The sequence below is a fragment of the Agrobacterium tumefaciens genome, assembly GCF_031801495.1.
Taxonomy (GTDB): domain Bacteria; phylum Pseudomonadota; class Alphaproteobacteria; order Rhizobiales; family Rhizobiaceae; genus Agrobacterium; species Agrobacterium tumefaciens_K.
Genome location: NZ_JAOEGC010000002.1, coordinates 1,932,298 through 1,954,825, shown reverse-complemented (window position 1 = coordinate 1,954,825; position 22,528 = coordinate 1,932,298). Strand labels below are relative to the sequence as shown.

The 22,528-nt window shown below is 58.6% G+C and carries 21 protein-coding genes; 11 read left to right on the top strand and 10 right to left on the bottom strand.

All coding sequences use genetic code 11. From position 1 onward, the window contains the following. Positions 1 to 33: 33 nt before the first annotated feature. The 8 genes from N7578_RS18940 to N7578_RS18905 form a co-directional block, all read right to left on the bottom strand. Positions 34 to 1,365, bottom strand: coding sequence for an MFS transporter (locus N7578_RS18940; protein WP_311111777.1), 1,332 nt, complete (start codon positions 1,363 to 1,365; stop codon positions 34 to 36). 146 nt (positions 1,366 to 1,511) lie between these two features. Continuing rightward, positions 1,512 to 2,288, bottom strand: coding sequence for an AAA family ATPase (locus N7578_RS18935; protein WP_311111776.1), 777 nt, complete (start codon positions 2,286 to 2,288; stop codon positions 1,512 to 1,514). An 80-nt stretch (positions 2,289 to 2,368) separates the two neighbouring features. Next, positions 2,369 to 3,412: a zinc-dependent alcohol dehydrogenase family protein gene (locus N7578_RS18930; protein ID WP_311111775.1), complete on the bottom strand. Its 1,044-nt coding sequence runs from the start codon at positions 3,410 to 3,412 to the stop codon at positions 2,369 to 2,371. A 57-nt stretch (positions 3,413 to 3,469) separates the two neighbouring features. After that, entirely contained in the window at positions 3,470 to 4,528 is a 1,059-nt protein-coding gene (locus N7578_RS18925) for an ABC transporter ATP-binding protein (RefSeq protein ID WP_311111774.1), read from the bottom strand. Between the two features lie 13 nt (positions 4,529 to 4,541). After that, positions 4,542 to 5,324: an ABC transporter permease gene (locus N7578_RS18920; protein ID WP_311111773.1), complete on the bottom strand. Its 783-nt coding sequence runs from the start codon at positions 5,322 to 5,324 to the stop codon at positions 4,542 to 4,544. Further along, positions 5,321 to 6,205 (bottom strand): ABC transporter permease subunit, encoded by an 885-nt coding sequence (locus tag N7578_RS18915; protein WP_311111772.1) that lies wholly within the window; start codon positions 6,203 to 6,205, stop codon positions 5,321 to 5,323. Before N7578_RS18915 ends, N7578_RS18920 begins: the two co-directional genes overlap by 4 nt. 199 nt (positions 6,206 to 6,404) lie before the next feature. Next, entirely contained in the window at positions 6,405 to 7,511 is a 1,107-nt protein-coding gene (locus N7578_RS18910) for an ABC transporter substrate-binding protein (RefSeq protein WP_311111771.1), read from the bottom strand. 221 nt (positions 7,512 to 7,732) lie between these two features. After that, a complete protein-coding gene (locus N7578_RS18905; protein ID WP_311111770.1) occupies positions 7,733 to 8,617 on the bottom strand; it encodes a MurR/RpiR family transcriptional regulator in 885 nt (294 codons plus the stop codon). A 177-nt stretch (positions 8,618 to 8,794) separates the two neighbouring features. Between N7578_RS18905 and N7578_RS18900 the strand changes: the two genes are divergently transcribed. The 8 genes from N7578_RS18900 to N7578_RS18865 all read left to right on the top strand — a co-directional run bounded on the left by N7578_RS18900 (position 8,795) and on the right by N7578_RS18865 (position 18,306). Continuing rightward, positions 8,795 to 9,568: an N-formylglutamate amidohydrolase gene (locus N7578_RS18900; RefSeq protein ID WP_311111769.1), complete on the top strand. Its 774-nt coding sequence runs from the start codon at positions 8,795 to 8,797 to the stop codon at positions 9,566 to 9,568. A gap of 215 nt (positions 9,569 to 9,783) precedes the next feature. After that, on the top strand, positions 9,784 to 11,298 hold the full coding sequence (locus N7578_RS18895; protein WP_311111768.1) for an amino acid permease: 1,515 nt from the start codon (positions 9,784 to 9,786) through the stop codon (positions 11,296 to 11,298). A gap of 69 nt (positions 11,299 to 11,367) precedes the next feature. Continuing rightward, a complete protein-coding gene (locus N7578_RS18890) occupies positions 11,368 to 12,735 on the top strand; it encodes a glutamine synthetase family protein (protein ID WP_311111767.1) in 1,368 nt (455 codons plus the stop codon). A gap of 20 nt (positions 12,736 to 12,755) precedes the next feature. Further along, positions 12,756 to 14,144, top strand: coding sequence for an aldehyde dehydrogenase family protein (locus tag N7578_RS18885; RefSeq protein WP_311111766.1), 1,389 nt, complete (start codon positions 12,756 to 12,758; stop codon positions 14,142 to 14,144). Beyond that, positions 14,141 to 15,286, top strand: a complete 1,146-nt coding sequence (locus N7578_RS18880) for an iron-containing alcohol dehydrogenase (RefSeq protein WP_311111765.1) — start codon at positions 14,141 to 14,143, stop codon at positions 15,284 to 15,286. The genes N7578_RS18885 and N7578_RS18880 overlap by 4 nt, the downstream gene beginning before the upstream one ends. Before the next feature lie 231 nt (positions 15,287 to 15,517). Next, positions 15,518 to 16,234 carry a ParA family protein gene (locus N7578_RS18875; protein WP_311111764.1) on the top strand — a complete coding sequence of 239 codons (717 nt, stop codon included), beginning with the start codon at positions 15,518 to 15,520 and terminating at the stop codon, positions 16,232 to 16,234. A 54-nt stretch (positions 16,235 to 16,288) separates the two neighbouring features. Beyond that, on the top strand, positions 16,289 to 16,936 hold the full coding sequence (locus tag N7578_RS18870) for a TetR/AcrR family transcriptional regulator (RefSeq protein ID WP_311111763.1): 648 nt from the start codon (positions 16,289 to 16,291) through the stop codon (positions 16,934 to 16,936). Between the two features lie 143 nt (positions 16,937 to 17,079). Continuing rightward, the gene (locus N7578_RS18865) at positions 17,080 to 18,306 is read left to right on the top strand and encodes an MFS transporter (protein WP_422646716.1); all 1,227 of its coding nucleotides are present in this window, start codon (positions 17,080 to 17,082) and stop codon (positions 18,304 to 18,306) included. A gap of 70 nt (positions 18,307 to 18,376) precedes the next feature. Here the strand turns inward: N7578_RS18865 and N7578_RS18860 are convergent, their stop codons facing one another. Beyond that, positions 18,377 to 19,765: a L,D-transpeptidase gene (locus N7578_RS18860; protein WP_311111761.1), complete on the bottom strand. Its 1,389-nt coding sequence runs from the start codon at positions 19,763 to 19,765 to the stop codon at positions 18,377 to 18,379. 156 nt (positions 19,766 to 19,921) lie between these two features. On the opposite strand from N7578_RS18860, the gene N7578_RS18855 reads away from it, so the two are divergent. The 3 genes from N7578_RS18855 (at position 19,922) to N7578_RS18845 (ending at position 21,616) form a co-directional block, all read left to right on the top strand. Beyond that, positions 19,922 to 20,761, top strand: a complete 840-nt coding sequence (locus tag N7578_RS18855) for an aldose 1-epimerase family protein (RefSeq protein WP_311111760.1) — start codon at positions 19,922 to 19,924, stop codon at positions 20,759 to 20,761. Between the two features lie 123 nt (positions 20,762 to 20,884). Next, entirely contained in the window at positions 20,885 to 21,223 is a 339-nt protein-coding gene (locus N7578_RS18850; protein ID WP_262523046.1) for a TIGR01244 family sulfur transferase, read from the top strand. A gap of 51 nt (positions 21,224 to 21,274) precedes the next feature. Further along, on the top strand, positions 21,275 to 21,616 hold the full coding sequence (locus tag N7578_RS18845) for a RidA family protein (RefSeq protein WP_311111759.1): 342 nt from the start codon (positions 21,275 to 21,277) through the stop codon (positions 21,614 to 21,616). An 81-nt stretch (positions 21,617 to 21,697) separates the two neighbouring features. Here N7578_RS18845 and N7578_RS18840 read toward each other — a convergent pair whose 3' ends face one another. Further along, complete coding sequence (locus N7578_RS18840) at positions 21,698 to 22,462, bottom strand: pyridoxamine 5'-phosphate oxidase family protein (RefSeq protein ID WP_311111758.1); 765 nt, start codon at positions 22,460 to 22,462, stop codon at positions 21,698 to 21,700. Positions 22,463 to 22,528: the final 66 nt, after the last annotated feature.

Here is a 22,528-nt window from a genome sequence, read left to right as displayed (position 1 = left end):
GCCTTTCTTGTTTCGGTTCAGTCCCGTCCTGTCTCAGGAGCGCAGCGTCGCCAGTTCCTCGATGCCTACGTGGCTTTCCACTTCGCTGCCGCGCATATAGAGATAAAGGCCGATGCAGAAGGCGAGAATCGAGATGAACACCAGATACCACGCATGCGCCATCGGATTGACGGCAAGAGCCGTGGTGACTGCAATCGGCGTCAACCCGCCAAAGACGGCGTATGAGACATTGTAGGCAAAAGACAGGCCTGAGAACCTCACTGATGCCGGAAACGCTCGGACCATGACGTATGGAACCGCCCCTGCCATGCCGACTGACAGGCCCATGACTGCATACAGTGCGAACATCGTCGTCAGCGATGTGCCGGCATAGCTGTAGAAGGTGAAGGTCGCGACGCCAAAGAAGATGCTTGCGCCCATGAAGAAGATGCCGCTGCCGATGCGGTCGATCAGCGCGCCTGCAATGATGACGCCGAAGATCAGGAACAGCGTCCCGAAGCTGGTGCCCGCCAGCGCCTGCGTTGGCGTGTAGCCATAGAGCTTTTGCAGGAAAGTCGCCGTCATCAGCGTCGTGACGACGATGGCCGCCGAGAGAACCCAAGTCAGCAGTGCGGAAATGATCACGCCGCGCATATGATGCTTCAGCACGAGGCCAAGCGGCAGCTTGTCCGTCAGCGATTTCGACTTCTTCATTTCAGTGAAGATCGGCGTTTCTTCCAGCCAGCGGCGCAAATAAACTGCGATCAGGCCGAAGACGCCGCCGAGCAGGAAGGGAATGCGCCATGCGTAGCCTGCCACATCTTCCGGAGGGAAGATCGAGTTGATGGCAAATGCGATGAGCGAGCCGAGCATGATGCCGAAGGACAGGCCTGAGGTGAGGAAACCGCAGGCTAGACCGACATGACGGAAGGGTACGTGTTCGGACACGAATGTCCATGCGCCGGGAACCTCGCCGCCGATGGCAGCGCCCTGCAACATGCGCAGTACCACGAGCAGGATCGGGGCCGCTACACCGATTGTCGCATAGGTCGGCATCAGAGCCATACCGAGCGTCGACAGCGCCATCAGCAGGATCGAGAAAGCGAAGACGCGTTTGCGCCCATACTTATCGCCATAATGCGCAAGTACGATACCGCCGATCGGGCGGACCAGATAACCTGCGGCGAAGATGCCGAAGGTCTGTATCATGACCAGCCAGTCAGGCATTTCCGGCGGAAAGAACAGGTGGCCGATGACGGTGGCAAAAAACACGAAGATGATGAAGTCGTAGAATTCCAGCGCGCCGCCGAGAGCGGACAGGCCGAGCGTTCTATAATCCTGGGCGTTCAGCGGACGCGCAGAAGCGGGTGTCGTTGTGGGTGACATGGCACGTTCTTCTCATATTACTTTATGCAGGTTCGCATGCGGCAATAAGGCCGGAATTACAAGCCCTTTTGTGTCTGCAATGCCGCCTGGAGCCGTCATTTCCCGACATCCTCGGCGGCGAGGTTGCCATGAAACAGAAGGGATAATCAGTCTTCCATATATCTGCCGGGGCGATCCATAAAACGCCGGAGAAACTGGATGTTCTCCAGTTCATCATAAAGCCGTTCGTGAATGCCCGCCTCGCTGAAGTTGTAGATCGTGGCTTCCGGTATGGCGAGGAGCACGGGAGAATGGGTGGCGACAATCAGCTGGGCGCCGCTTTCGGCCGTCTGCCGGATGATTTCCGCCAGTTGCAACTGCTTCTGCGGTGAGAGAGGACTCTCCGGTTCGTCGAGAAAGTAGAGGCCTGCGCCATGCAGCCGCTGTTGCATGATGTCGATGAAACCCTCGCCATGAGAACGTCGATCAATGGGGTTGGTTCTGACGATGCGACGGAATGTTTCCGGTGTCTCTTCCGGAAAATCCTGTCCTTTCTTCAATGCCAGTTCACGCTCCCATCGGAAGTCATCAAGCCTTTCTTCGTTGAGCTGGCGGACATAACCCAGAACGTCCTCGGCGCGCATGAACATGCGGACTTTCGGATATTTCTTGCGGGCGAAATAAAAGGCATTCGCGACGGTGCCTGCATGTTGAAGATAGACGTCGCTGGAAACCTGACCGTGCGCGCCGATGGCATAGGCGTTCATTCCGGCCGCCAGGCCCTCGAGAAGCGTCGACTTCCCCGAACCGTTATCGCCGGCAAAGAAGGTTATGGGCGTCTTGAACCGAAGGCGCTCGATGTTGCGCAAGGCTGGAACGGAGAATGGATATTCATCCCCTCCGCTCACCGGATCCTTCATGCTGATGCTGTCGAGAAACAGCATATCCTATCCCTTGCTGTCCGATAGACCGTCGAAAACACGGACATGGCCGTGACGAATGTCTGACTTCTTGATGTAGGATCTCATTCGAAACGATCAATGATGCTGATGCCGCTATCCTTGAAACTGTCCATGGCGGGCAGGGCGGTCACGGCATCCGAGAGCGTGATGTGGCGGCCGATCAGTTTTTCCGGCGATAGCCTGCCGGTCTTGATCATCGCCAGCATGTCGTCATACCGCCACGCCTGCATGCCGTGGCTGCCATAAATCTCAAGCTCATGCGCAATGACCCGCGCCATGGGGATCTGCGGCAGGGAATGGTCGGCCAGCATCAGGCCGACCTGCACATGGCGACCACGGCGGCGAAGGTTGCTGATGGAATTGCAGCAGGTCTGCGGATGGCCGAGCGCATCGACCGAGACATGCGCACCGCCACCGGTGATGTCGCGAACGGCTTCGGTCACGTCGGCGACGTTGCGGCTGTTGATGGTGACGGTTGCACCCAGCTGTCTGGCGAGCGCCAGCTTGTCTTCGGCAATGTCGATGGCAACGATCTGTGCGCCGAGCCCGGCACCGATCATAATAGCGGAGAGGCCTACGCCACCGCAGCCATGCACCGCCAGCCATTCGCCGCCTTTCAGGCGTCCCTGATCGACCACGGCACGGAATGAGGTGGCGAAGCGGCAACCAAGGCTGGCTGCTGTGTCGAAGCCCATTTCTTCTGGCAGGTGCACGAGGTTCTGGTCGGCATAGTCGATGGCGACATATTCGGCGAAGGAACCCCAATGGGTGAAGCCGGGCTGGAACTGTGTCTCGCAGACCTGCTGGTTGCCGGAGCGGCATTCCTGGCAATGGCCGCAGCCGGAGACAAACGGCACCGTTACGCGATCGCCAACTTTGAAGCGCATGACGTTTTTGCCAACGGCAGAAATGACACCGGCAAACTCGTGGCCCGGTACGTGCGGCAGGTGAATGTCGCTGTCGTGGCCCATCCAGCCATGCCAGTCGCTGCGACAAAGCCCGGTTGCCTTGACCTCGATCACCACGCCGCCCGGCGTCGGTTCTGGGTCCGGCAGGTTTGCGATTTTCGGGGCTTCGCCAAACAGCTCGTAAAACAGTGCACGCATGAATTCACTCCTGAGATTGAGGATGGCTACCTCTTTTTCTCAGGAGGAAAAAGGCCGTTACTCTGCTACGATCATCAAATCTTCTGATGCGAATTTCAGCGTCACGCGCTCACCGATGGATGGCGGTGCGGTGCCGGGATCGTTGAACATGTCGAAAGACAGGATTGCGCCGCCGACATCCAGCCGTGTGCGAATGACCGAGCCGAGGAAGTGGCTTGAGGTGACGGTGCCGGAAATGGCCACGTCTCCGTTCATGGCGTCACCCAGCGATCCGGCTTCGGGACGAAGCGCCACCGTCACCTTTTCACCATTGCCCTTGCCGAGCGGCTTTTTCAGGGAAACCTGCTGGTCGCCGATGCGAATGGTGCTGGCTGACGCATCTATAACGGTCGCGTCGATCAGGTTCAGGGTTCCGACGAAAGACGCCACGAAGCGGGTTGCCGGATTGTTGTAGATTTCGAACGGCGAGCCGATCTGATCGGCACGTCCGGCATTCATGACAACGATGCGGTCGGAAATGGACAGCGCCTCTTCCTGATCGTGCGTGACGAAAATCGTCGTGATGCCGAGTTGTTGCTGGATCTGGCGGATTTCCTCGCGCAGCGAGACGCGGATCTTGGCATCCAGCGCCGAGAGCGGCTCGTCCAGCAGAAGCACCTGGGGTTTCGGGGCAAGCGCGCGCGCCAACGCCACGCGCTGCTGCTGTCCGCCCGACATCTGGTAGGGATAACGATCCGCCAGATGCTCCAGATGGATCAGCGCCAGCATTTCCTTCACGCGGGCTTCGATTTCCGCCTTCGGCTTTCCTGCCACCTTGAGGCCGAACGCGACATTGTCGAAGACGTTCATGTTGGGAAACAGCGCGTAAGCCTGAAACACCATGCCGATATTGCGCTGGTTGGGTTTCAGCGTCGTCTGGTTCTTGCCGTCGATGGTGATCGATCCGTCGGTTGGCGTTTCAAAACCGGCGATCATGCGCAAAACGGTTGTCTTGCCGCAGCCCGATGGTCCGAGGAAGGAAACAAACTCGCCCTTTTCGATGGCCATGTTGAAGTCATGCACGACCTGAACCTGCCCAAAGGATTTTCTGATGTTCTGAAGTGTCAAAAAGCTCATTAAAATTTCTTTCTCAGCCCTTGGGAGGGGTGCCCTTTTGATAACGGGAAACGAGTTGAATCAAACCAAGGCAACCCCATGTAATGCCGAAGGAAATCACGGCAAGCGCTGCCGGTTCGTAGGCGCGGTTGGCGCCGAGCAACTGCATGTAGGGGCCGAAGGCCGGGCGATTGAGAAGTGCCGCCATGGTAAACTCACCGATGACGATGGCGAATGTCAGGAATGCACCCGACAGTACCGCCACCAGCACATTCGGCAGGATGATGCGGGCAAGGATCGTCGTCCATCCGGCGCCAAGGCTTTGCGCGGCTTCAGTCAACGTTGTCACGTCGATGGTGCGAAGTCCCGTATCGACGGCGCGGTACATGTAGGGCAGAGCCAGCGTCGTGTAACCGAACATCAACAGCAGGTTGGTGCCAGTTATCGTGCCGGTCAGCGGCAGCCAGCTGGACGTGTTGTAGAGCCGGATATAACCGAACACGATGACGATGGCCGGGATCACCAAGGGCAGAAGCGTGATGAACTCGATGACCGGGCGCAGGGCCGGCAGTTTCAGACGCACCCAGTAGGCGGTTGGCACCACCAGCACCACGCCGAATATGATGGTGAACAGCGCCATCATCACGGAATAGCTGAACGTCTCCTGAAAACGCGGATCGCCCAGCACCTTGGCGTAGGCGTCGAAGGAATATTCGCCGCGTCGCATTTTCAGCGAGAAGTTCGTCATGCCGATCAGCGGCAGGGCGAAATAGAGGATCCCGAAGGCGAGCGCGCCCCAAGCGAAAAGCCGTTTCATTTCAGCCACCTTTCGCTGCGCGTGCGCATCCAGATGTAGAGCGTGTTGGCGATGCAGGTGACGACGATCATGCCGAAAGCCAGTGCGTAACCAAGATTGGGGTTACCCAGAACGTCGCCGCGAATCTGTGCGAAAAGCAGGATCGGAACGATGTTAAGAGAGGAGCCGGTAAGTGCGATCGCCGTCGCGACCGCGCCGAAAGCATTGGCGAACAGCAACGAGAATGTGCCGAGAAGCGACGGCAGAAGGATGGGAAAAGCCACCATGCGCCAATACTGCGCGCCGCTTGCACCGAGTATTTCGGCCGCCTCGCGCCACTCGCGCTTCAAGCCGTCAAGGGCCGGGGTAATGATGAGGATCATCAGCGGTATCTGGAAAAACAGATAGGTGATCGTCAGTCCCCAGAAGGACAGGATGTTGAAGCCGAGCATGCGCAGATCGATGCCGATCTGTGTTTTCAGAAACACGGTGAGCAGCCCGACGGGACCGAGCGTCGCGATGAAGGCGAAGGCGAGCGGTACGCCCGCGAATTGCGAGGCAACGCCCGAGAACGTCAGCAGCGGTCCGCGAATTCTCTGAGGCAGTCCGCCAAGCACCACGGCGGCTGCGACGGCAAAACCGATGAGACAGCCGAAGAATGCGGAAGCGATACTGATCTTGATCGAAATCCAGTAGGCGGCAAGGATCGAAGGTGTAAACAGGCCGATGATGTTGTCAAAGGTGAAGCTGCCATCCGCGTTCTGAAAAGCGCCGACGACGATCTTCATCGTCGGCAGAATCAGGAAGAGCAGGACAAATACGGCAAATGGCAACACACCTATCCAGTGAAGCGGCAGCTTGCTGCTCACGGTGGATGGTCCGCCGGTGTTTGGTGATGGCATGCCTTGTCCCCGAACGCCGCTTTAAACGGTCTGTTTCGCGCATCGATCGAACACCGGAAAGATTTCCGACGAGAACGATGCCCAGATTTAATCTTTTGAGCATGCCCTTGCGCAAAGGTTCGCAAGGAAAATGCATAGACGTCTTCATCAAATAAGCACCCCGGCCATTTGAAAAGCCGGGGTGAGTGTTTTCAACAGTTTACTTCACATTCGCGCCGACAACGCTGTCCCAGCCGCCGGTGACGGCAGCCTTGTTGGCGTCAACGTCTTCGAGCGTCGGGAAGATCGCCTTTTCATAGGCTGCTGCGGGCGGCAGGGCATCCAGAAGATCCTTCGGAATCTTGTTTGCCTTCGCCATGGCGTTGAAGCGGATCGGGTGGCAGAAGCCCTTCAGCCAGCCGAGCTGACCGTCGTCGGAGTACAGGTGTTCCATCCACAGCTTGGCAGCGTTCGGGTGCGGCGCGTAAGCGGAGATACCCTGAACGTAAACGCCAGCCAGAACGCCCTTCTCGGGAACCACGACTTCGGTCGGCGGGTTGCCGTCCAGCGTCTTCGCCCATGACAGTGCGTTGTAGTCCCATGCGACGATGATAGGGGTTGCACCCTGTGCCAGTGTACCAGCCTTGCCGATGACGGGCAGGAAGTTCCCGGCCTTGTTCAGCTCTGCGAAGTACTTCAGGCCAGCTTCACCGGCTTCCTTGCCGCCTTTCGCGCCAGTCGCCAGACCAGCCGCGAGCACACCGAGGATCGCCTGGTTGGAAGCGCGCGGATCACCTGCCAGAGCAACCTGACCGGAGTATTCCGGCTTCAGAAGGTCGGCCCAGTCCTTCGGCGTGTTCTTGACGAGATCCTTGTTCACGAAAAGCGACATCACGCCGTAATAGTCGCCGTACCAGTAGCCTTCGGCGTCTTTCACGTTCTCGGGAATTTCGTCCCAGGTGGAAACCTTGTAAGGCTGGAGAAGACCTTCCTTCTTGGCCTGCGGGCCGAATGCGAGGCCGACGTCGATCACGTCAGGAGCCTGCGGACCCTTGTTGTCCTTGTTGGCCTTGATCGCTTCGATTTCGTCGGCAGAGCCTGCGTCCGGGTTCAGTTCGTTGACCTGAATTTCAGGATACTTTGCCTTGAAGGAGGCGATCACATCGCCGTAACCGCACCAGTCGTGGGGCAGGGCAATCGTCGTCAGCATGCCTTCTTTCTTGGCTGCTGCGATCAGTTCGGCGCTCGGTTCCGCAGCGGCGATCGCAGTGGATGCGATGACCATGGCTGTGGTGAGCGATAGCAGTCGGCGGCTGTGTGAGATCACTTTGGTTCTCCTCTTCGTGTCTCATGCGTCGGCGGACGCTGATACGTGGGTTGCATGAATGTTATGTGACAACTTCGTAGAGCGGTTTTCCGCCCCTGTCATGGTCCCGGCCGTTTTCTTGCCATCATTGCGCCTTGTTGTCGCCGTGATATTTGAGAAACGACATAATAAGTTCGTGTTGCGTCTTCTGTGACGATAATACGCAAATACGACGCCGGTTTTTAAGTTTCCCCTTTCCCCGGTTTTCTGAAGAGCCGGGTCTGTTCGAACAATCCTTCCAGCGAATTCATGCGCTGTCGGGTTTCTTCCCAGCCGTTGTTCTGGACAGCTTCGATCAGCGCTTCCACGACGAACAGTGTCACCACCGAACTGTCCCACGCCGAGGGAGCTTCTATTCTGACGCGAAAGGTGTGTTTGGCAAAGCGGGAAACGGGCGATGTCCACTGATCGGTGAACAGCAAGATGCTCACATTGTTATCATCAGCGACCTGCGCCAGTGTTACCATGTCCCGTTCGTAGCGACGGATATCGAACATCACCAGCACGTCGCCAGCGTTCATGTTCAGCATATATTGCGGCCATGAACTGGAGTTGGAGGACATCAGCGCGGTTTTGGGGCGGATGACCTGCATGTGGGTGAAGAAATACTCGGCGATGGCGCCGGTGATGCGCCCACCGACAAAATAGATGCTGCGCTTCCTGTCCGAAAGAAGGGTGGCGGCGTTGTCGAAGTCGGCGGTATCCAGATCGCTCAGCGTGTCGCGGAGGTTGCTCGTGATCGCTTCGGCAAACCGGTTGAGGATATGCAGTCCCGGCGCGTTCGTCGCCCAGCGGTCATGCTTGGCGACGGGGCCGGAGATCGTCGCTTCGAGTTCCTGATGCAGATGCGCCTGAAATTCGGGATATCCCTTGTAACCGAGTTTCTGCACCATGCGGGCCACGGTTGGCGTCGACACGCCCGCGTTTTCCGCTATCGCCGTGATGCTGCCCAGGCCAGATACCGGATAATTGCCGAGAAGGCTTTCCGCCAGCCGCTTTTCCGAGCGGGTCAGCGTCTCATAATGCGCATGAATGACGTCCGACACGGTTGCCGTCGAGCTTCGCAAACTTTTCCCCTTCCGGTCTTTTCGCCGGTGCAATTGGGAAAAATAAACATCTGTGCCCGCCGTGGAGTCAATGGAAAAATGAAAAGATAATTTCAAAATTCCATTTGACAGTCGCTGGAATGTGAAGAATTCTTTTCGGGCTGATGGGGCAGCGGGCTTTTCGGACGGGGTGCGTGCATGACGGTACGTTCACGGTTTTTCACTGAGGCGGAAGGGGAAACCGTCGCCGTGGAAAATGCAGCGGCAAGGAGCGATGTACTCCTGGTGTGCGAGCATGCGTCTGCAACCGTCCCGGAAAAATTCGGAACGCTGGGGCTGACGCCTGAGATTCTTTCAAGCCACATTGCATGGGATCCGGGCGCGCTTGCCGTTTCGCGACTGCTGTCGCAGAAACTTGATGCAACGCTCGTCTACCAACGCTTTTCGCGGCTGATCTATGATTGCAACCGCCCGCCGGAATCGGCCTCGGCCATGCCTGCGAAAAGTGAAATCTACGACATTCCCGGCAATCGCGATCTTGGGGAGGCGGAGAAATTTGCCCGGACTTCGGCGCTCTACGTGCCGTTTCACGAACGGATCGATGCCCTCATCAATGAGCGGCTGGCCGCCGGGCGCAAGTCGATCATCGTGACAGTTCACAGCTTTACGCCGGTCTATCACGGGCGGTTTCGTGACGTGGAAGTGGGCATCCTGCACGATACGGACAGCCGTCTGGCGGATGCGATGCTCGAGCAGGCTGCGGGTGCGCGGCTCGAGGTCCGGCGAAACGAGCCCTATGGACCGCAGGATGGCGTCACCCACACATTGAGGCTGCATGCGCTGCCTGACGGTCTTTTGAATGTCATGATCGAGATCCGCAACGATCTGATCGCCGACGCTGCCGCGCAGTCGGTCATGGCAGATTTTCTATACGAGCTTATGGGGAAGGCGCTCTCATCTTGCGATGAGTGAGGGAGCAACTGGCTGGCCGATGGTGAAAACACCGGGGCCAGCCTTTTCATAACGGAAAGACCGCACAGAAAAGCCGAAAAGGCGCCATGCGGGCAGGGAACAGCGAGTGCGTGAGGTGTTGTCGTGCATGCGTGCCGGCTGCGCCGGAGACTGGGGCACAATCGGCCAATAGCGGCTGACTGGCTTGTTTTTTCTTGAGATCAGGAGAGAAGGGCATGGACAGTTCATCAGCAGGCGTCAGCTATAAAAAGGCGGACGCATCCTATTTTGAGAAGCGGGGTCTTTCCCGTTACGCAGGCGTATGGTCCCTGTGGTCACTGGGCGTTGGCGCCGTGATCTCGGGGCATTTTTCCGGCTGGAACTTCGGTTTTGCTACCGGCGGCTGGGGCGGCATGCTTGTCGCTGGCATCATCATCGCCATCATGTATCTCGGGCTGACATTCTCGATTGCGGAGATGAGCCCGGCGCTGCCGCATACGGGTGCCGCCTATTCGTTCGCCCGTACGGCGATGGGACCGTGGGGCGGTTTCATCACGGGGCTTTGCGAGAACGTTGAATATGTTCTGACGCCTGCCGTCATCGTCACCTTCATCACGGCCTATGTGAATTCGATCCTTGGACTCGATCCGGCTTATTCACCGTTCCTGTGGGTGCTGTTCTACATCATCTTCCTTGCGCTGAACGTCTTCGGACTCGAACTTTCCTTCAAGGTAACGCTGGTCATCACACTGATTTCGCTGGGTGTTCTGGTGTTCTTCTGGGTCAGCGCCATTCCGAACATGGATTTTTCGCGCTGGGCGCTGAATATCGGCGTCGGACCGGACGGAAGTGCGGTCGAGCTGCCGGAAGGCAATGGCTCGTTCTTCCCGTTCGGCTTTTCCGGTGTTCTGGCCACGCTGCCTTTTGCGGTCTGGCTCTTCCTGGCCATCGAGCAGCTGCCGCTTGCGGCGGAAGAATCCGTCGATCCGAAACGCGATATGCCGAAGGGCATCATTCTGGGCATCATCACGCTGATGATCTCCGCCTTCATGATCGTTCTGCTCAACCCTTCGCTTCCGGGCGTTGGCGCGTTCCATCTCGGTTCGTCGCTGGAGCCGCTGCTGGACGGCTTCAAGGCTGTTTACGGTGATGGCGGCGTGGTTATTCTGGGATTGGTGGCGCTCACGGGTCTGATCGCCAGCTTCCATACCATTCTCTATGCGCAGGGACGCCAGATCTATTCGCTTTCCCGTGCGGGTTACTTTCCGACTGCGCTTTCCATCACGCATTCCAAGTTCAAGACACCGCATGTCGCGATGCTGACGGGCGCAATTGTCGGCCTCAGCGTCATGATGGTCATCTGGTTCGCGCTTGGAGCGGAGCAGGGCGGCAGCATCATTGGCAGCGTGCTGCTCAACATGGCCGTGTTCGGAGCGATGTTCTCCTATATCATGCAGGCGATCTCGTTCATCATGCTGCGCCGTAACCTGCCGAACATCGAGCGGCCGTTCCGTTCTCCACTCGGCATCCCGGGCGCGGTGCTGACCATCATCATCGCCGTCATCACCCTGCTCTATCAGATCCAGGATCCGAACTTCACCAAGGGCGTCGTCTGGGTTGCCTTGTGGTTCGCCGTTGCGATTGCCTATTTCGCATTGGTCGGCCGTCATCGCCTCATCCTGTCGCCGGAGGAAGAATTCGCGCTGGAACACAAGCAGGCTGCGCTCGACGCGGCGGCTGCAAAGGCCTGACATCGATAAAAACAGGGGCGGCCGGAAAACGGCCGCCCGCCAGACGTTAAAAGGGAACGGACACAAAACATGGCGAGCTACACATTCGATGCCCTCAAACTGGATGTTGCCGACGGGCGCATCGATACTGTTCTGGCATGTCTCGTGGACATGCAGGGCCGTTTGATGGGGAAGCGTTTTCAGGCGGAGTTTTTCGTCGAAAGCGCGTTTCAGGAAACCCATAGCTGCAACTATCTCCTGGCTACCGACATGGAGATGGAAACGGTTCCGGGTTACAAGGCATCGAGTTGGGAACGCGGTTACGGCGACTATACGATGAAGCCGGATCTTTCGACGCTGCGCAAGGTGCCGTGGCTGGAGGGGACCGCGCTGGTGCTGTGCGATGTTCTGGATCACCACACCCATGCCGAAGTGCCGCATTCGCCTCGTGCGATGCTCAAGAAGCAGGTAGCGCGGCTGGAGGCTATGGGACTGAAGGCCTATATGGCAAGCGAACTGGAATTTTTCCTGTTCGACCAGACATTCGATGCCGCCCGCGCCAGCGGATACCGCGATCTGAACCTCGCCAGCGGCTACAACGAGGACTACCACATCTTCCAGACGACGAAGGAGGAAGATGTCATGCGCGCGCTTCGCAAGGGGCTGCAAGCTGCGGGCATTCCCGTTGAGAACTCCAAGGGCGAGGCGTCGCCCGGACAGGAAGAAATCAATGTTCGTTATGCCGACGCGCTGACCATGGCTGACCGGCATGCCATTATCAAGAACGCCACCAAGGAAATCGCCTGGTCCAAGGGTAAGGCCGTGACGTTCCTTGCCAAATGGAATTACAGTGCGGCGGGAAGCTCGTCCCATATTCACCAGTCGCTGTGGAGCGCTGACGGAACAACCTCGGCGTTTTTCGACAAGGACGCAGAGCACGGCATGTCGCAGACGATGCGGCACTATGTTGCCGGGCTTCTGGCGCATGCGAGCGAAATCACCTATTTCCTGGCGCCTTACATCAACTCCTATAAGCGGTTCATGGCTGGAACCTTCGCGCCGACAAAGGCCATCTGGAGTATGGACAACCGCACGGCGGGATACCGCCTTTGCGGCGCAGACACGAAGGCTATCCGTGTTGAGTGCCGTGTCGGCGGCTCCGACCTCAATCCATATCTCGCCATGGCGGCATTGCTCGCGGCAGGCATTGACGGCATCGAAAATAAGCTGGAACTTGAGCCCGCTTTTGTCGGCGATGCCTATGGCGGCAAAGAGATTCGCGAAATCCCCAAGACATTGCGCGACGCCACGGATCACCTCAATGGCTCCAATATGCTGCGGGGCGCATTTGGCGACGATGTGGTCGATCATTACGTGCATGCCGCAAGATGGGAACAGGCGGAATACGACCGCCGCGTGACCGACTGGGAAGTCGCCCGCGGTTTTGAACGGGCATAACAATTACGGAAAGAAGCATTATGACCATGATCCAGAATATTTCGCCGATCGACGGTTCGGTTTACGCCGAACGCGAGGCGATGCCGCTGGAGGCGGCGCGTGCCGCCGTAGCCAAGGCGCGCAAGGCGCAGAAGGATTGGGCAAAACGCCCGCTTGAGGACCGCGTTCAACTCGTGCTGAAAGGCGTTGCGCGTCTGAACGAGATGGTGGGCGAGGTGGTGCCTGAACTGGCGCATATGATGGGCCGCCCCGTGCGTTACGGCGGCGAGTTCAAAGGCTTCAACGAGCGCTCGAATTATGTCGCCTCCATTGCGGCGGATGCGCTGGCTCCGCTCGTGATCGAGGAAAGCGGCAATTTCGAACGCCGTATCGAGCGCGAGGCGCATGGTGTGGTCTTCGTCATCGCGCCCTGGAACTATCCGTACATGACGGCGATCAATACGGTTGCGCCTGCACTTATGGCAGGCAACACGGTTGTCATCAAACATGCGGCGCAGACGCTGCTGGTTGGCGAGCGCATGGTGCGCGCCTTTGTCGAGGCGGGCGTGCCGGACGATGTGTTCATCAACGTTTTCCTCGACCATGCGACGACCTCGGCGCTGATTTCGGAAGGGCTGTTCAACTTCGTCAACTTCACCGGCTCGGTCGAGGGCGGTCGCGCCATCGAGCGGGCTGCCGCCGGAACCTTCACCGGGCTTGGTCTGGAGCTTGGCGGCAAGGATCCCGGCTACGTGATGGAGGATGCCGATCTGGACGCCGCCGTCGACACGCTGATGGATGGCGCAACCTATAATTCCGGGCAGTGCTGCTGCGGTATAGAACGCATCTACGTCAACGAAAATCTCTACGACGCCTTTGTTGAGAAGTCGGTTGCATGGGTTTCGAATTACAAGCTTGGCAATCCGCTGGTTGAGGAAACGACGCTCGGGCCTATGGCCAACAAGCGTTTCGCCAAGGTCGTTCGTGCGCAGATCGCCGACGCAGTTTCGAAAGGTGCCAAGGCGCTGGTCGATCCGAAGCTTTTCCCGGCGGATGACGGCGAGAGTGCCTATGTCGCACCGCAGGTTCTCGTCAATGTCGATCATTCCATGGAGTTCATGACGGAGGAAACCTTCGGACCAGCCGTCGGCATCATGAAGGTGAAAAACGACGAGGAAGCCATCGCGCTGATGAACGACAGCAAATACGGCCTGACCGCCTCGCTGTGGACGCAGGATGCGGCGCGGGCAGGGCGCATTGGCCGTGAGATCGAAACTGGCACCGTGTTCATGAACCGCGCGGACTACCTCGACCCTGCGCTCTGCTGGACCGGCGTCAAGGAAACCGGTCGTGGCGGCTCGCTTTCCGTCCTCGGTTTCCAGAACCTGACCCGTCCGAAATCCTATCATCTGAAGAAAGTCACGAAATGAATATCGTCGCCAACTGGAGCTATCCCACCGCCGTCAAGCTTGGACGCGGCCGCATCAAGGAACTGGCGGACGCCTGCAAGACGCTCGGTATCAAAAGGCCGCTTCTGATAACGGATCGCGGCCTTGCCAATATGGCGATCACAGGGCACGCGCTGGATATTCTCGATGAAGCGGGCCTTGGTCGCGCGATCTTTGCCGATGTGGACCCGAACCCGAACGAGATCAATCTCGAAGCGGGCGTCAAGGCTTTCAAGGATGGCGGGCATGATGGTGTGGTCGCCTTCGGCGGCGGCTCCGGCCTCGATCTTGGCAAAGCTGTTGCGTTCATGGCCGGGCAGACGCGGCCGGTCTGGGATTTCGAGGATATTGGCGACTGGTGGACCCGCGCCAATGCCGAGGGCATCGCGCCCATCGTCGCGGTTCCGACCACTGCCGGCACCGGATCAGAGGTCGGTCGCGCCAGCGTCATCACCAATTCGCGGACGCATGTGAAGAAGATCATCTTCCATCCGAAGTTCCTCCCGGGCGTGGTGATCTGCGATCCCGAACTGACGGTTGGCATGCCCAAGGCGATTACGGCTGGCACCGGCATGGACGCCTTCGCGCATTGCCTTGAAGCTTACTCCTCGCCCTTTTTCCACCCCATGAGCCAGGGCATCGCGCTGGAAGGTCTGCGGCTGGTCAAGGAATTCCTTCCCCGTGCCTATCATGAGGGAACGGATATCGAGGCGCGGACGAACATGATGGCTGCCGCCGCCATGGGAGCCGTGGCGTTCCAGAAGGGACTTGGCGCGATCCATTCGCTGTCACATCCGATCGGCGCCGTCTACAATACCCATCACGGCATGACCAATGCGGTGGTGATGCCTGCGGTGCTGCGCTTCAATCGTCCGGCCATCGAAGACAAGATCGCCCGCGCTGCCGCATATCTTGGCATTTCGGGCGGTTTCGACGGCTTCTACAACTACGTGCTGGAGCTTCGCAAGGAACTGGGTGTGCCGGAAAATCTGACGGCAATGGGCATCAAGCCGGACCGGATCGACGAACTTGCGGCAGAGGCGATCAAGGATCCAAGCTGCGGCGGAAATCCCGTCGAGATGACACTGGAAAATACGAAAAAACTGTTCGAAGACTGCTTTTGAGAACAGCTCGGAAACTGCGAGGTTGGCCGCTCTCGTCCGTCATGCCGGATGCGTGGCGTAGTCCGAATTGCTTCCACTTATGGAAAACCCGCGATGTCTTCGCGGGTTTTTTGTTATGCTGCGAAACGATCTTAGCCTTTTGTTAACCGTGATCGTTAACGTTATGGAAAGCACCATGATTTGCCCGGTGCGCATGGGAGCATGATCCGGCTCCGAGTTATCGGAGACGTCATGTCCGTCATTACATTTGCCAATACCAAGGGCGGGGCTGGAAAAACGACCGCTGTGCTGCTGCTTGCTACGGAGCTTGCCCGCTCCGGCCACCGCGTCACCGTTCTCGACGCCGATCCGCAATTGTGGATTTCGCGCTGGTTCGAACTCTCGGGTCAGATCGACAATCTCTCCGTCATCTCGCACGTCACCATGGCGTCGCTGGAGGGGCATATCCGTGAAAACAGGACCAGCACGGACTGTTTCATCATCGATCTGCCGGGAACGAAAAATCCGCTTCTCACCATGGCGCTCGGCATTTCCGACCATGTGCTTATCCCCGTCCAGGGCTGCGCCATGGATGCGCGCGGTGCCGCCGAAGTGCTTGAACATATCGATTTCCTGAACCGCAAGATGGGCAAGGCCATCTCCCATTCCGTCGTCCTGACCCGTGTGAATGCCATGGTCACCACCCGTTCCCTGCTGCTCGTGAAGATGCTGCTGGCGGAAAGGAACGTTTCGGTTCTGAATACGCCGATCGCGGAACGTGCGGCCTATCGCGACCTTTTCGATTACGGCGGCACGCTGCACTGTCTTGATAAAAACAAAGTCAGCAATGTCGACAAGGCGCAGGAAAACGCCCGCGCTTTCGCCACGGAAGTGCTTCGTTTACTGCCGGGGCGAATGATGCGCTCCGGCGCGCAGCCGCACCGTATCTTCATGCGCAAGGCTGCCTGAAGGCATCCGGGCTGTCTTTTCGGAGGCGGCCCGATTTTTTTGCTTGATTTGGAAATGATCGTTTTCTATATGTCGATCATGAGCACCAAGACTGAGATATCCAGCCATGACAACCGCCAGCGCGGCCGTCCGCGCGAGTTCGAAATCGAACCCGCGCTCGATGGAGCGATCCGGGTGTTTTCCGAGCGCGGTTATCATGCCACGTCCATCGGTGATCTTTCCGAGGCGATGGAACTGGCGCAAGGCAGCATCTATAAAGCCTTCAAGGACAAGAAGGCGGTCTTCATCGCTGCCATGGACCGTTACAGAACTGTTCAGACGGCGCGTTTTGAAGAGGCTCTTGCCGGGCTCGGCAATGGCCGTGAACGGCTTCGTGCCGCGCTGATGTTTTATGCGTCCCGCTCGCATGGTGCATCCGGTTTCGAAGGATGTCTCGTGGTTGGGGCGGTCGCCGATCTTGCCGCGCTCGATGAGGATATGGCGGCGGTGGTCAACAGGGCCGTGCAGGCAAGGGAGCGGATCGTTGCGCGCATCGTACGCGAAGGCCAGCAGGATGGCTCGATCAACGCCGATATCGATCCCGACGATCTGGCCCGGTCGCTGTTATGCATGATGTACGGGATGAGGGTGGTCGGAAAAACCGGCCGCACGCTTGAGGAAATGACAGCCGTCGTGGATCTCGCCATGCGGCTTGCCATCTGATTTTTACGGCTGAAGCGCACTGCGACCCTCTGGGCACGCTCTTTCGCCTCAGTTTTTAGTGATCGCATGTCGGTACGCAAAACGGTCAACAGTTTTGTCCGACATGCTTAATTAGGAAATGAATATTTCCGAATCTGGAGAAGATGATGACGACAGATACAATTGAAGGGCGGGCGTTTGACGGGCAGGGTGATGCGAACATGGCATCCATCTCCCCGGCATTGACGTTTCTGCTGGCCGCTGCCTGTGGCCTGATCGCGGCAAATCTCTATTACGGTCAGCCCCTGGCTGGCATCATTGGCGCAGAGCTTGGTTTTTCTTCCGCTGCCACCGGCCTGATCGTGACTTTGACGCAGATCGGTTATGGCGTGGGCCTTTTGTTTGTCGTGCCGCTTGGCGACCTGGTTGAAAACCGCAAGCTGGTTGTCATTGCCGTGTCGATGGCGGTGCTGTCGCTAGTGGCCGCCGCTCTCGCGCCGCATGCCAGCCAGTTTCTGTTTGCTGCGTTCCTGATCGGCGTCAGTTCCGTCGCGGTTCAGGTCATCGTGCCTTATGCCGCGCATATGGCACCGCACGCCATTCGTGGACGTGTCGTCGGTAACGTGATGAGCGGCCTGATGGTCGGCATCATGCTGGCGCGCCCCGTATCCAGCCTCCTGTCGGAATTCGTTTCCTGGCGAGGCGTTTATCTGGCGTCGGCTGTGGTGATGGCAATCCTCGCGGTCGTGCTCTTCCGCCTGCTGCCCGTTCGCATGCCGGAAGCCAGGCTGGGGTATGGTGCGCTGATGGCATCGATGGGCAAGCTTGCCGCCAATACGCCGTTGCTGCAACGTCGCGCTATTTATCACGCCTTCATGTTTGGCGCCTTCAGCCTCTTCTGGACAACGACGCCGCTCTATCTCAGCGGCCCGCATTTCAACCTGAGCCAGGGCGAGATTGCGCTTTTTGCCCTTGCGGGTGCGGCGGGTGCCGTGGCAGCGCCGATTGCCGGGCGCATGGCGGATCGCGGCTGGACATATCCGGCGACGTTTGCGGCCATGGTGATGGTGGGGCTTTCCTTCGTCGTGACGCACCTTGCGCCGGAAGGCTCGCATCTTGCGCTGGCGATCCTCGTGGCGGCCGCGATCGTGCTGGACTTCGGCGTTACCACCAACCTCGTTCTGGGGCAGCGCGCCATCTTTACCCTTGGTGCCGAATTCCGCAGCCGGTTGAATGGCATTTACATGGCTACCTTCTTCATGGGGGGCGCCATCGGTTCGGCGGTTGGCGGCTGGGCGTATTCCGTCGGGGAGTGGTCTTTGGCCTCGTGGGTCGGTTTTGCGATGCCCGCTGCTGCTCTCGTATATTTCCTGACCGAGAAACGCGGATAACATTGCATCCCATTAAAAAAAGCCCCGGCAGCGTATGCTTCGGGGCTTTTTGTTCGTCCGTCGGATGATCTTACTCCGCGAATTCCACCACGACGCCTGGGCGGACCATCTTTGCCAGTTCCGTGGCGTCCCAGTTGGTCAGGCGGATACAGCCGTGACTGTTGGTCTTGCCGATCTTGGAAGGTTCCGGTGTTCCATGGATGCCGTAGGTGGGCTTCGACAGGGCAATCCAGACCGTGCCGACCGGGCCGTTCGGACCTGGCGGAATCTGCAGGATCTGGGTGTTCTGGCCCTGCTGGAAATTGATCTTCGGATTATACGTATAACCTGGGTTCAGGGCTACGCGTTCCACCGTATGCGTGCCGCTCGGCGATGGCGTATCCGAGGAGCCGATGGTGGCCGGGTAGGCGGCGATCAGATTGCCGTCCTGCCCATAAGCGAAGACCTGCTTGATGCCCTTGTGCGCCACGATACGCGCAACCTGGCCCTTTTTCGTCTCGCCGGGATTCACGACCTTGATGATCGTGCCTGGGACCGTGAAATCGATGCCGGGGTTCAGTTCCTTCAGATAGTTCTCATCCATATGGAAGCGTTCCGCCAGCGCCTCCGTCGTCGAGGTGAAGGACATGGCGGGAAGCTGCGATTTCGCTGCATAATCGTCCGGAATGGAAGCGACGTAGGGACCGGCCGCATCGGCTGCGGTGATCGTGTAGTCGACAATCGGCATGCCGCCGGAGGACCGCAGCCGCTCAAGAATGTCGTCGGAATTGTTCGGGTCGAGCTTCTCGCCGGTCATGTCCTGCCAAGCGGCGATGGCCTTGTTGACGTTATCGCCCATCTTGCCGTCGATGACGCCCGGCGAGATGCCTTCGCGGTCGAGGAAGGCCTGAAGCGCCACGATCTCCTGACGGGAGCGGTTGACCGGCGCGGTGACAGGGGTGTGGCGCTCGATCAGGCGATCCGGCTGGGGGACTGCGGCAGTTGTGGATTCGCCCGGCATCGGCTGGTTCAGAGGGGCGCTTTCCACCGAGCCTGGTCCTGGAACGGAGCCGGTGTAAAAATCGTCGTCGCTACCGTCGCCGCGATATTCTCTGTAATCGCGCATGCTGCCATTGTCTCGATAACCGTAGTCGCGTTGCTGCTCACGATACTGGCCGCCGGGTGCCGGAGGATAATAGTCTGCGTCGCGCTGCGCCTGACGCCGCTGTCCGTAACCCGATGGCATTTCGGTCGCCAGCAGGTTGCCGTAGCGGTCATAAAGAACGGTGCGGCCCATGGCGTCGCGGCTGATGACGATATCGTTGCGGTCGGGCACGAAGTCGAGAACGCGGCCATCCGGTGTGACGAGAACCGGCTGTTCCTGATAGCCATAACGCTGCTGCGCACCGGCCTGTAGCGGTGCAAGAACTGCGGCCGCTGCAATCGTCAGGCTCATAGCTGCGTTAAGAAACTGTTTCACGATTCTGCTATCCTTGTTTTGCTCACCGACAAACACACCGCAATCTTGACCCTATTGTGAAAAAGGTGAATTCGCGGTTAATGCAATCTTAATTTTACCAGCGATTGATAGCGTTTGCGTGATCGCTGCGATTTTATTGCCACGGAGGAGGTTGTTATGCGCGAGTTTCAGGTGGGTCGTTCTCCGCGTGTTTTCCTCGACGAAACCTCCGTGCTGGATATCGGCTCGCTTTTCGTCGGAGACATCGATATCGCACCCGGCCGTGCCATTCCCGACGATGGCGATCCGCGTATCGACCACTCGCTGGAAGGCTTTCTCTTCACCTGCGGCCCTGACCACATTCGCCATCCCGAACGTATCGAGGGGGATGCGGCTGGCCGGAAATATCCGCTGCATGGCTCCTTCTCCTCTCATCCCGCTAAGATTGTGGCTTCAGAGGTCACAGAGGCAAATGCGCTTGTGCGGGCTGAGGTTCCCGTGACGCTTGCCGATGGTGGAACCGCATTGCTGGAGAGGGTATGGCGGATCGATGGGGCAAGCGGCGAGGTGAGCCTTGCGGATCGTGTGACGAACACCAGCGATGACGCCCGCCCCGTCTTTCATATGTACCACATGAACATCGGTGCGCGTCTGTTCGATGACGGCGTGCGGGTGGAGGGCGCCATGCTCGACAATGGCGGTCATGGCTGGCGTTTCGGTGCCGAGCCGGGCAGCGTCTTTTGCGTAGACGCCAGACAAAACGACACGGACTGGGCGGAGCTGACGCTTGGGCCGATTGCCGCCATCGGTGGACGCTCTCTCAAGGTCGCGTTCCGCACGGACACGCTGCCCTACCTGCAGATGTGGCGCAACCAGAAGGCTCCGGCGAATGTGCTTGGCATCGAGCCGGTTTCACACCGTTGGGTCGGGCGGGCGGAACTGGAAAAAGCGGGCGAGTTTCAGGTGCTGAAACCCGGTGAGAGCCTTAGCTACGGCTTGCGCTTTTCTATTCTCTGAACAGCTTCCGAATTGGAACGGCGTATCATTGACGCACCGGTTTTAACCCCTTAAATCGGATGCAGAATTCAGGACTGCGCGGCACCCGGATGCGAGATTGTCGCGTTATCGGAGGATATGAAGATGGATATCAGACGTATCGACGACGAATATTCTGTGAGCGGTCAGATCAGCGTTGCCGATCTCGACGAGATCAAGGCGCAGGGCTTCAAGTCCATCGTCTGCCATCGTCCGGACGGCGAAGAGGAAGGCCAGCCGTTGTTTGCCGATATTGCCGAACGCGCAGAACAGCTCGGCATCACCATCGTACACGTGCCGGTCGGCCGTTTCGGCGTGGATGCCGATGCGGTTGCCGGCATGGTGGATGCGCTCGATGAACTGCAGCGTCCGATGCTCGGCTACTGCCGTTCAGGCGCACGTTCGACGGCGATCTACGAAAAGACCCACCATCTGCGCGGCTGATCGCTCGCGAAGCATTCGATTTTACCAAGCCAATCTACAGGAGTTCCTATCATGACCATCAAGCGTATCGAGCCGGGCAAGCGTATGAGCGGTGCCGTTGTTCACGGCAACACCGTTTATCTGGCCGGTCAGGTCGGCGAGGGTGTATCCGTCACCGAGCAGAGCAAGTCCGCTCTCGCTGAAGTCGATCGTCTGCTGGCCCTGGCTGGTTCGGACAAGTCGAAGATCCTCCAGACGATCATCTACCTCTCCGACATGTCCACCTTCGGCGAAATGAACGCTGTCTGGGAAGGCTGGATCGACCCGGCAAACCCGCCGGCGCGTGCCACCAGCGAAGCAGCTCTTGCTACGCCGGAATACAAGGTCGAGTTCATCGTCACGGCTGCTCTCTGAGCGCTTTGACGGGCTGAAAAAGAAGGCCGGTCGGTGATATGCCGACCGGCCTTTTTGTTTGTTTTGAATCTGTTGGGCGCTTTACTTCGAAGGCTGTTGCAAGGCCTTCGCAAGCTGATTCATATCTGTTACGCGTTCTTCGAACCACAGCCGCGCAAGATCGTTGGCGGAGGCGAGGTTGATGCCGTCAGGATCGATTGCGGTAATTTTCCATGCCGCTGATTTCTTGCCTGCCAGAACGGCGAGCCGGGATGCCTCTCCCCTGATGGCGTTGAGGCGAGCGGCTTCGTTTTCCGATGCCGCCATGAGCTCTTCCGCGCCGGAAAAGTCTGTCCGCAGATCGGCAGGTGTGATGTTGGAGGCGTTGCGGGCAGGGCCGCCATTGATCTGCACCCCTTCTGTCTTCATGCGGTAAAGCTGCGTGTCGGGAAGGGAAAGATAGAGCTTGGCTTTCGGATAGCGGGCGACATAGCGCGCCTTGGCCAGCGGGACCTCCGTGTCATCGATCAGCACTGCTTCGCCCACCAGCGTCAGTCGTGGCAGCGTCAGCGCATCGCCCTTGTTGAAGGGCGCGAGAACTAGAGAAATGCGCGGGTCCGCCTCGATGTTGCGGGCATGCAGCGCCAGGCGGGCCGCGAAAAAGAACGGCGTGCCATCCGGCTCAAGCGCAACGTTTGTCGCGGTGTTGTAGGGATAGCTGCTTTCAGGATCGATTGTGGCAAGACCGGCGGTGCGCGAGGTGTGCAGCACGTCGCGGGCTACACGTACCGCCTCGAAGGGCGCTCCTGCGGAGGGTTCGATTTTCGCGCCGCGGGGCGTGATGACTGGGAGGGTAGCGTCCGGCATGCCGTTTTCCTGAGTTTTTCAATCAAGTCAGGATTTACATCATGCCGGAGGCTTGTCCATGCCTGA

Coding starts and splice junctions, on each gene's coding strand:
- N7578_RS18940 (WP_311111777.1), bottom strand. CDS start 1,365: ATGTCACCCACAACGACACCCGCTTCTGCGCGTCCGCTGAACGCCCAG.
- N7578_RS18935 (WP_311111776.1), bottom strand. CDS start 2,288: ATGCTGTTTCTCGACAGCATCAGCATGAAGGATCCGGTGAGCGGAGGG.
- N7578_RS18930 (WP_311111775.1), bottom strand. CDS start 3,412: ATGCGTGCACTGTTTTACGAGCTGTTTGGCGAAGCCCCGAAAATCGCA.
- N7578_RS18925 (WP_311111774.1), bottom strand. CDS start 4,528: ATGAGCTTTTTGACACTTCAGAACATCAGAAAATCCTTTGGGCAGGTT.
- N7578_RS18920 (WP_311111773.1), bottom strand. CDS start 5,324: ATGAAACGGCTTTTCGCTTGGGGCGCGCTCGCCTTCGGGATCCTCTAT.
- N7578_RS18915 (WP_311111772.1), bottom strand. CDS start 6,205: ATGCCATCACCAAACACCGGCGGACCATCCACCGTGAGCAGCAAGCTG.
- N7578_RS18900 (WP_311111769.1), top strand. CDS start 8,795: ATGACGGTACGTTCACGGTTTTTCACTGAGGCGGAAGGGGAAACCGTC.
- N7578_RS18895 (WP_311111768.1), top strand. CDS start 9,784: ATGGACAGTTCATCAGCAGGCGTCAGCTATAAAAAGGCGGACGCATCC.
- N7578_RS18890 (WP_311111767.1), top strand. CDS start 11,368: ATGGCGAGCTACACATTCGATGCCCTCAAACTGGATGTTGCCGACGGG.
- N7578_RS18885 (WP_311111766.1), top strand. CDS start 12,756: ATGACCATGATCCAGAATATTTCGCCGATCGACGGTTCGGTTTACGCC.
- N7578_RS18880 (WP_311111765.1), top strand. CDS start 14,141: ATGAATATCGTCGCCAACTGGAGCTATCCCACCGCCGTCAAGCTTGGA.
- N7578_RS18875 (WP_311111764.1), top strand. CDS start 15,518: ATGTCCGTCATTACATTTGCCAATACCAAGGGCGGGGCTGGAAAAACG.
- N7578_RS18870 (WP_311111763.1), top strand. CDS start 16,289: ATGATCGTTTTCTATATGTCGATCATGAGCACCAAGACTGAGATATCC.
- N7578_RS18865 (WP_422646716.1), top strand. CDS start 17,080: ATGATGACGACAGATACAATTGAAGGGCGGGCGTTTGACGGGCAGGGT.
- N7578_RS18855 (WP_311111760.1), top strand. CDS start 19,922: ATGCGCGAGTTTCAGGTGGGTCGTTCTCCGCGTGTTTTCCTCGACGAA.
- N7578_RS18850 (WP_262523046.1), top strand. CDS start 20,885: ATGGATATCAGACGTATCGACGACGAATATTCTGTGAGCGGTCAGATC.
- N7578_RS18845 (WP_311111759.1), top strand. CDS start 21,275: ATGACCATCAAGCGTATCGAGCCGGGCAAGCGTATGAGCGGTGCCGTT.
- N7578_RS18840 (WP_311111758.1), bottom strand. CDS start 22,462: ATGCCGGACGCTACCCTCCCAGTCATCACGCCCCGCGGCGCGAAAATC.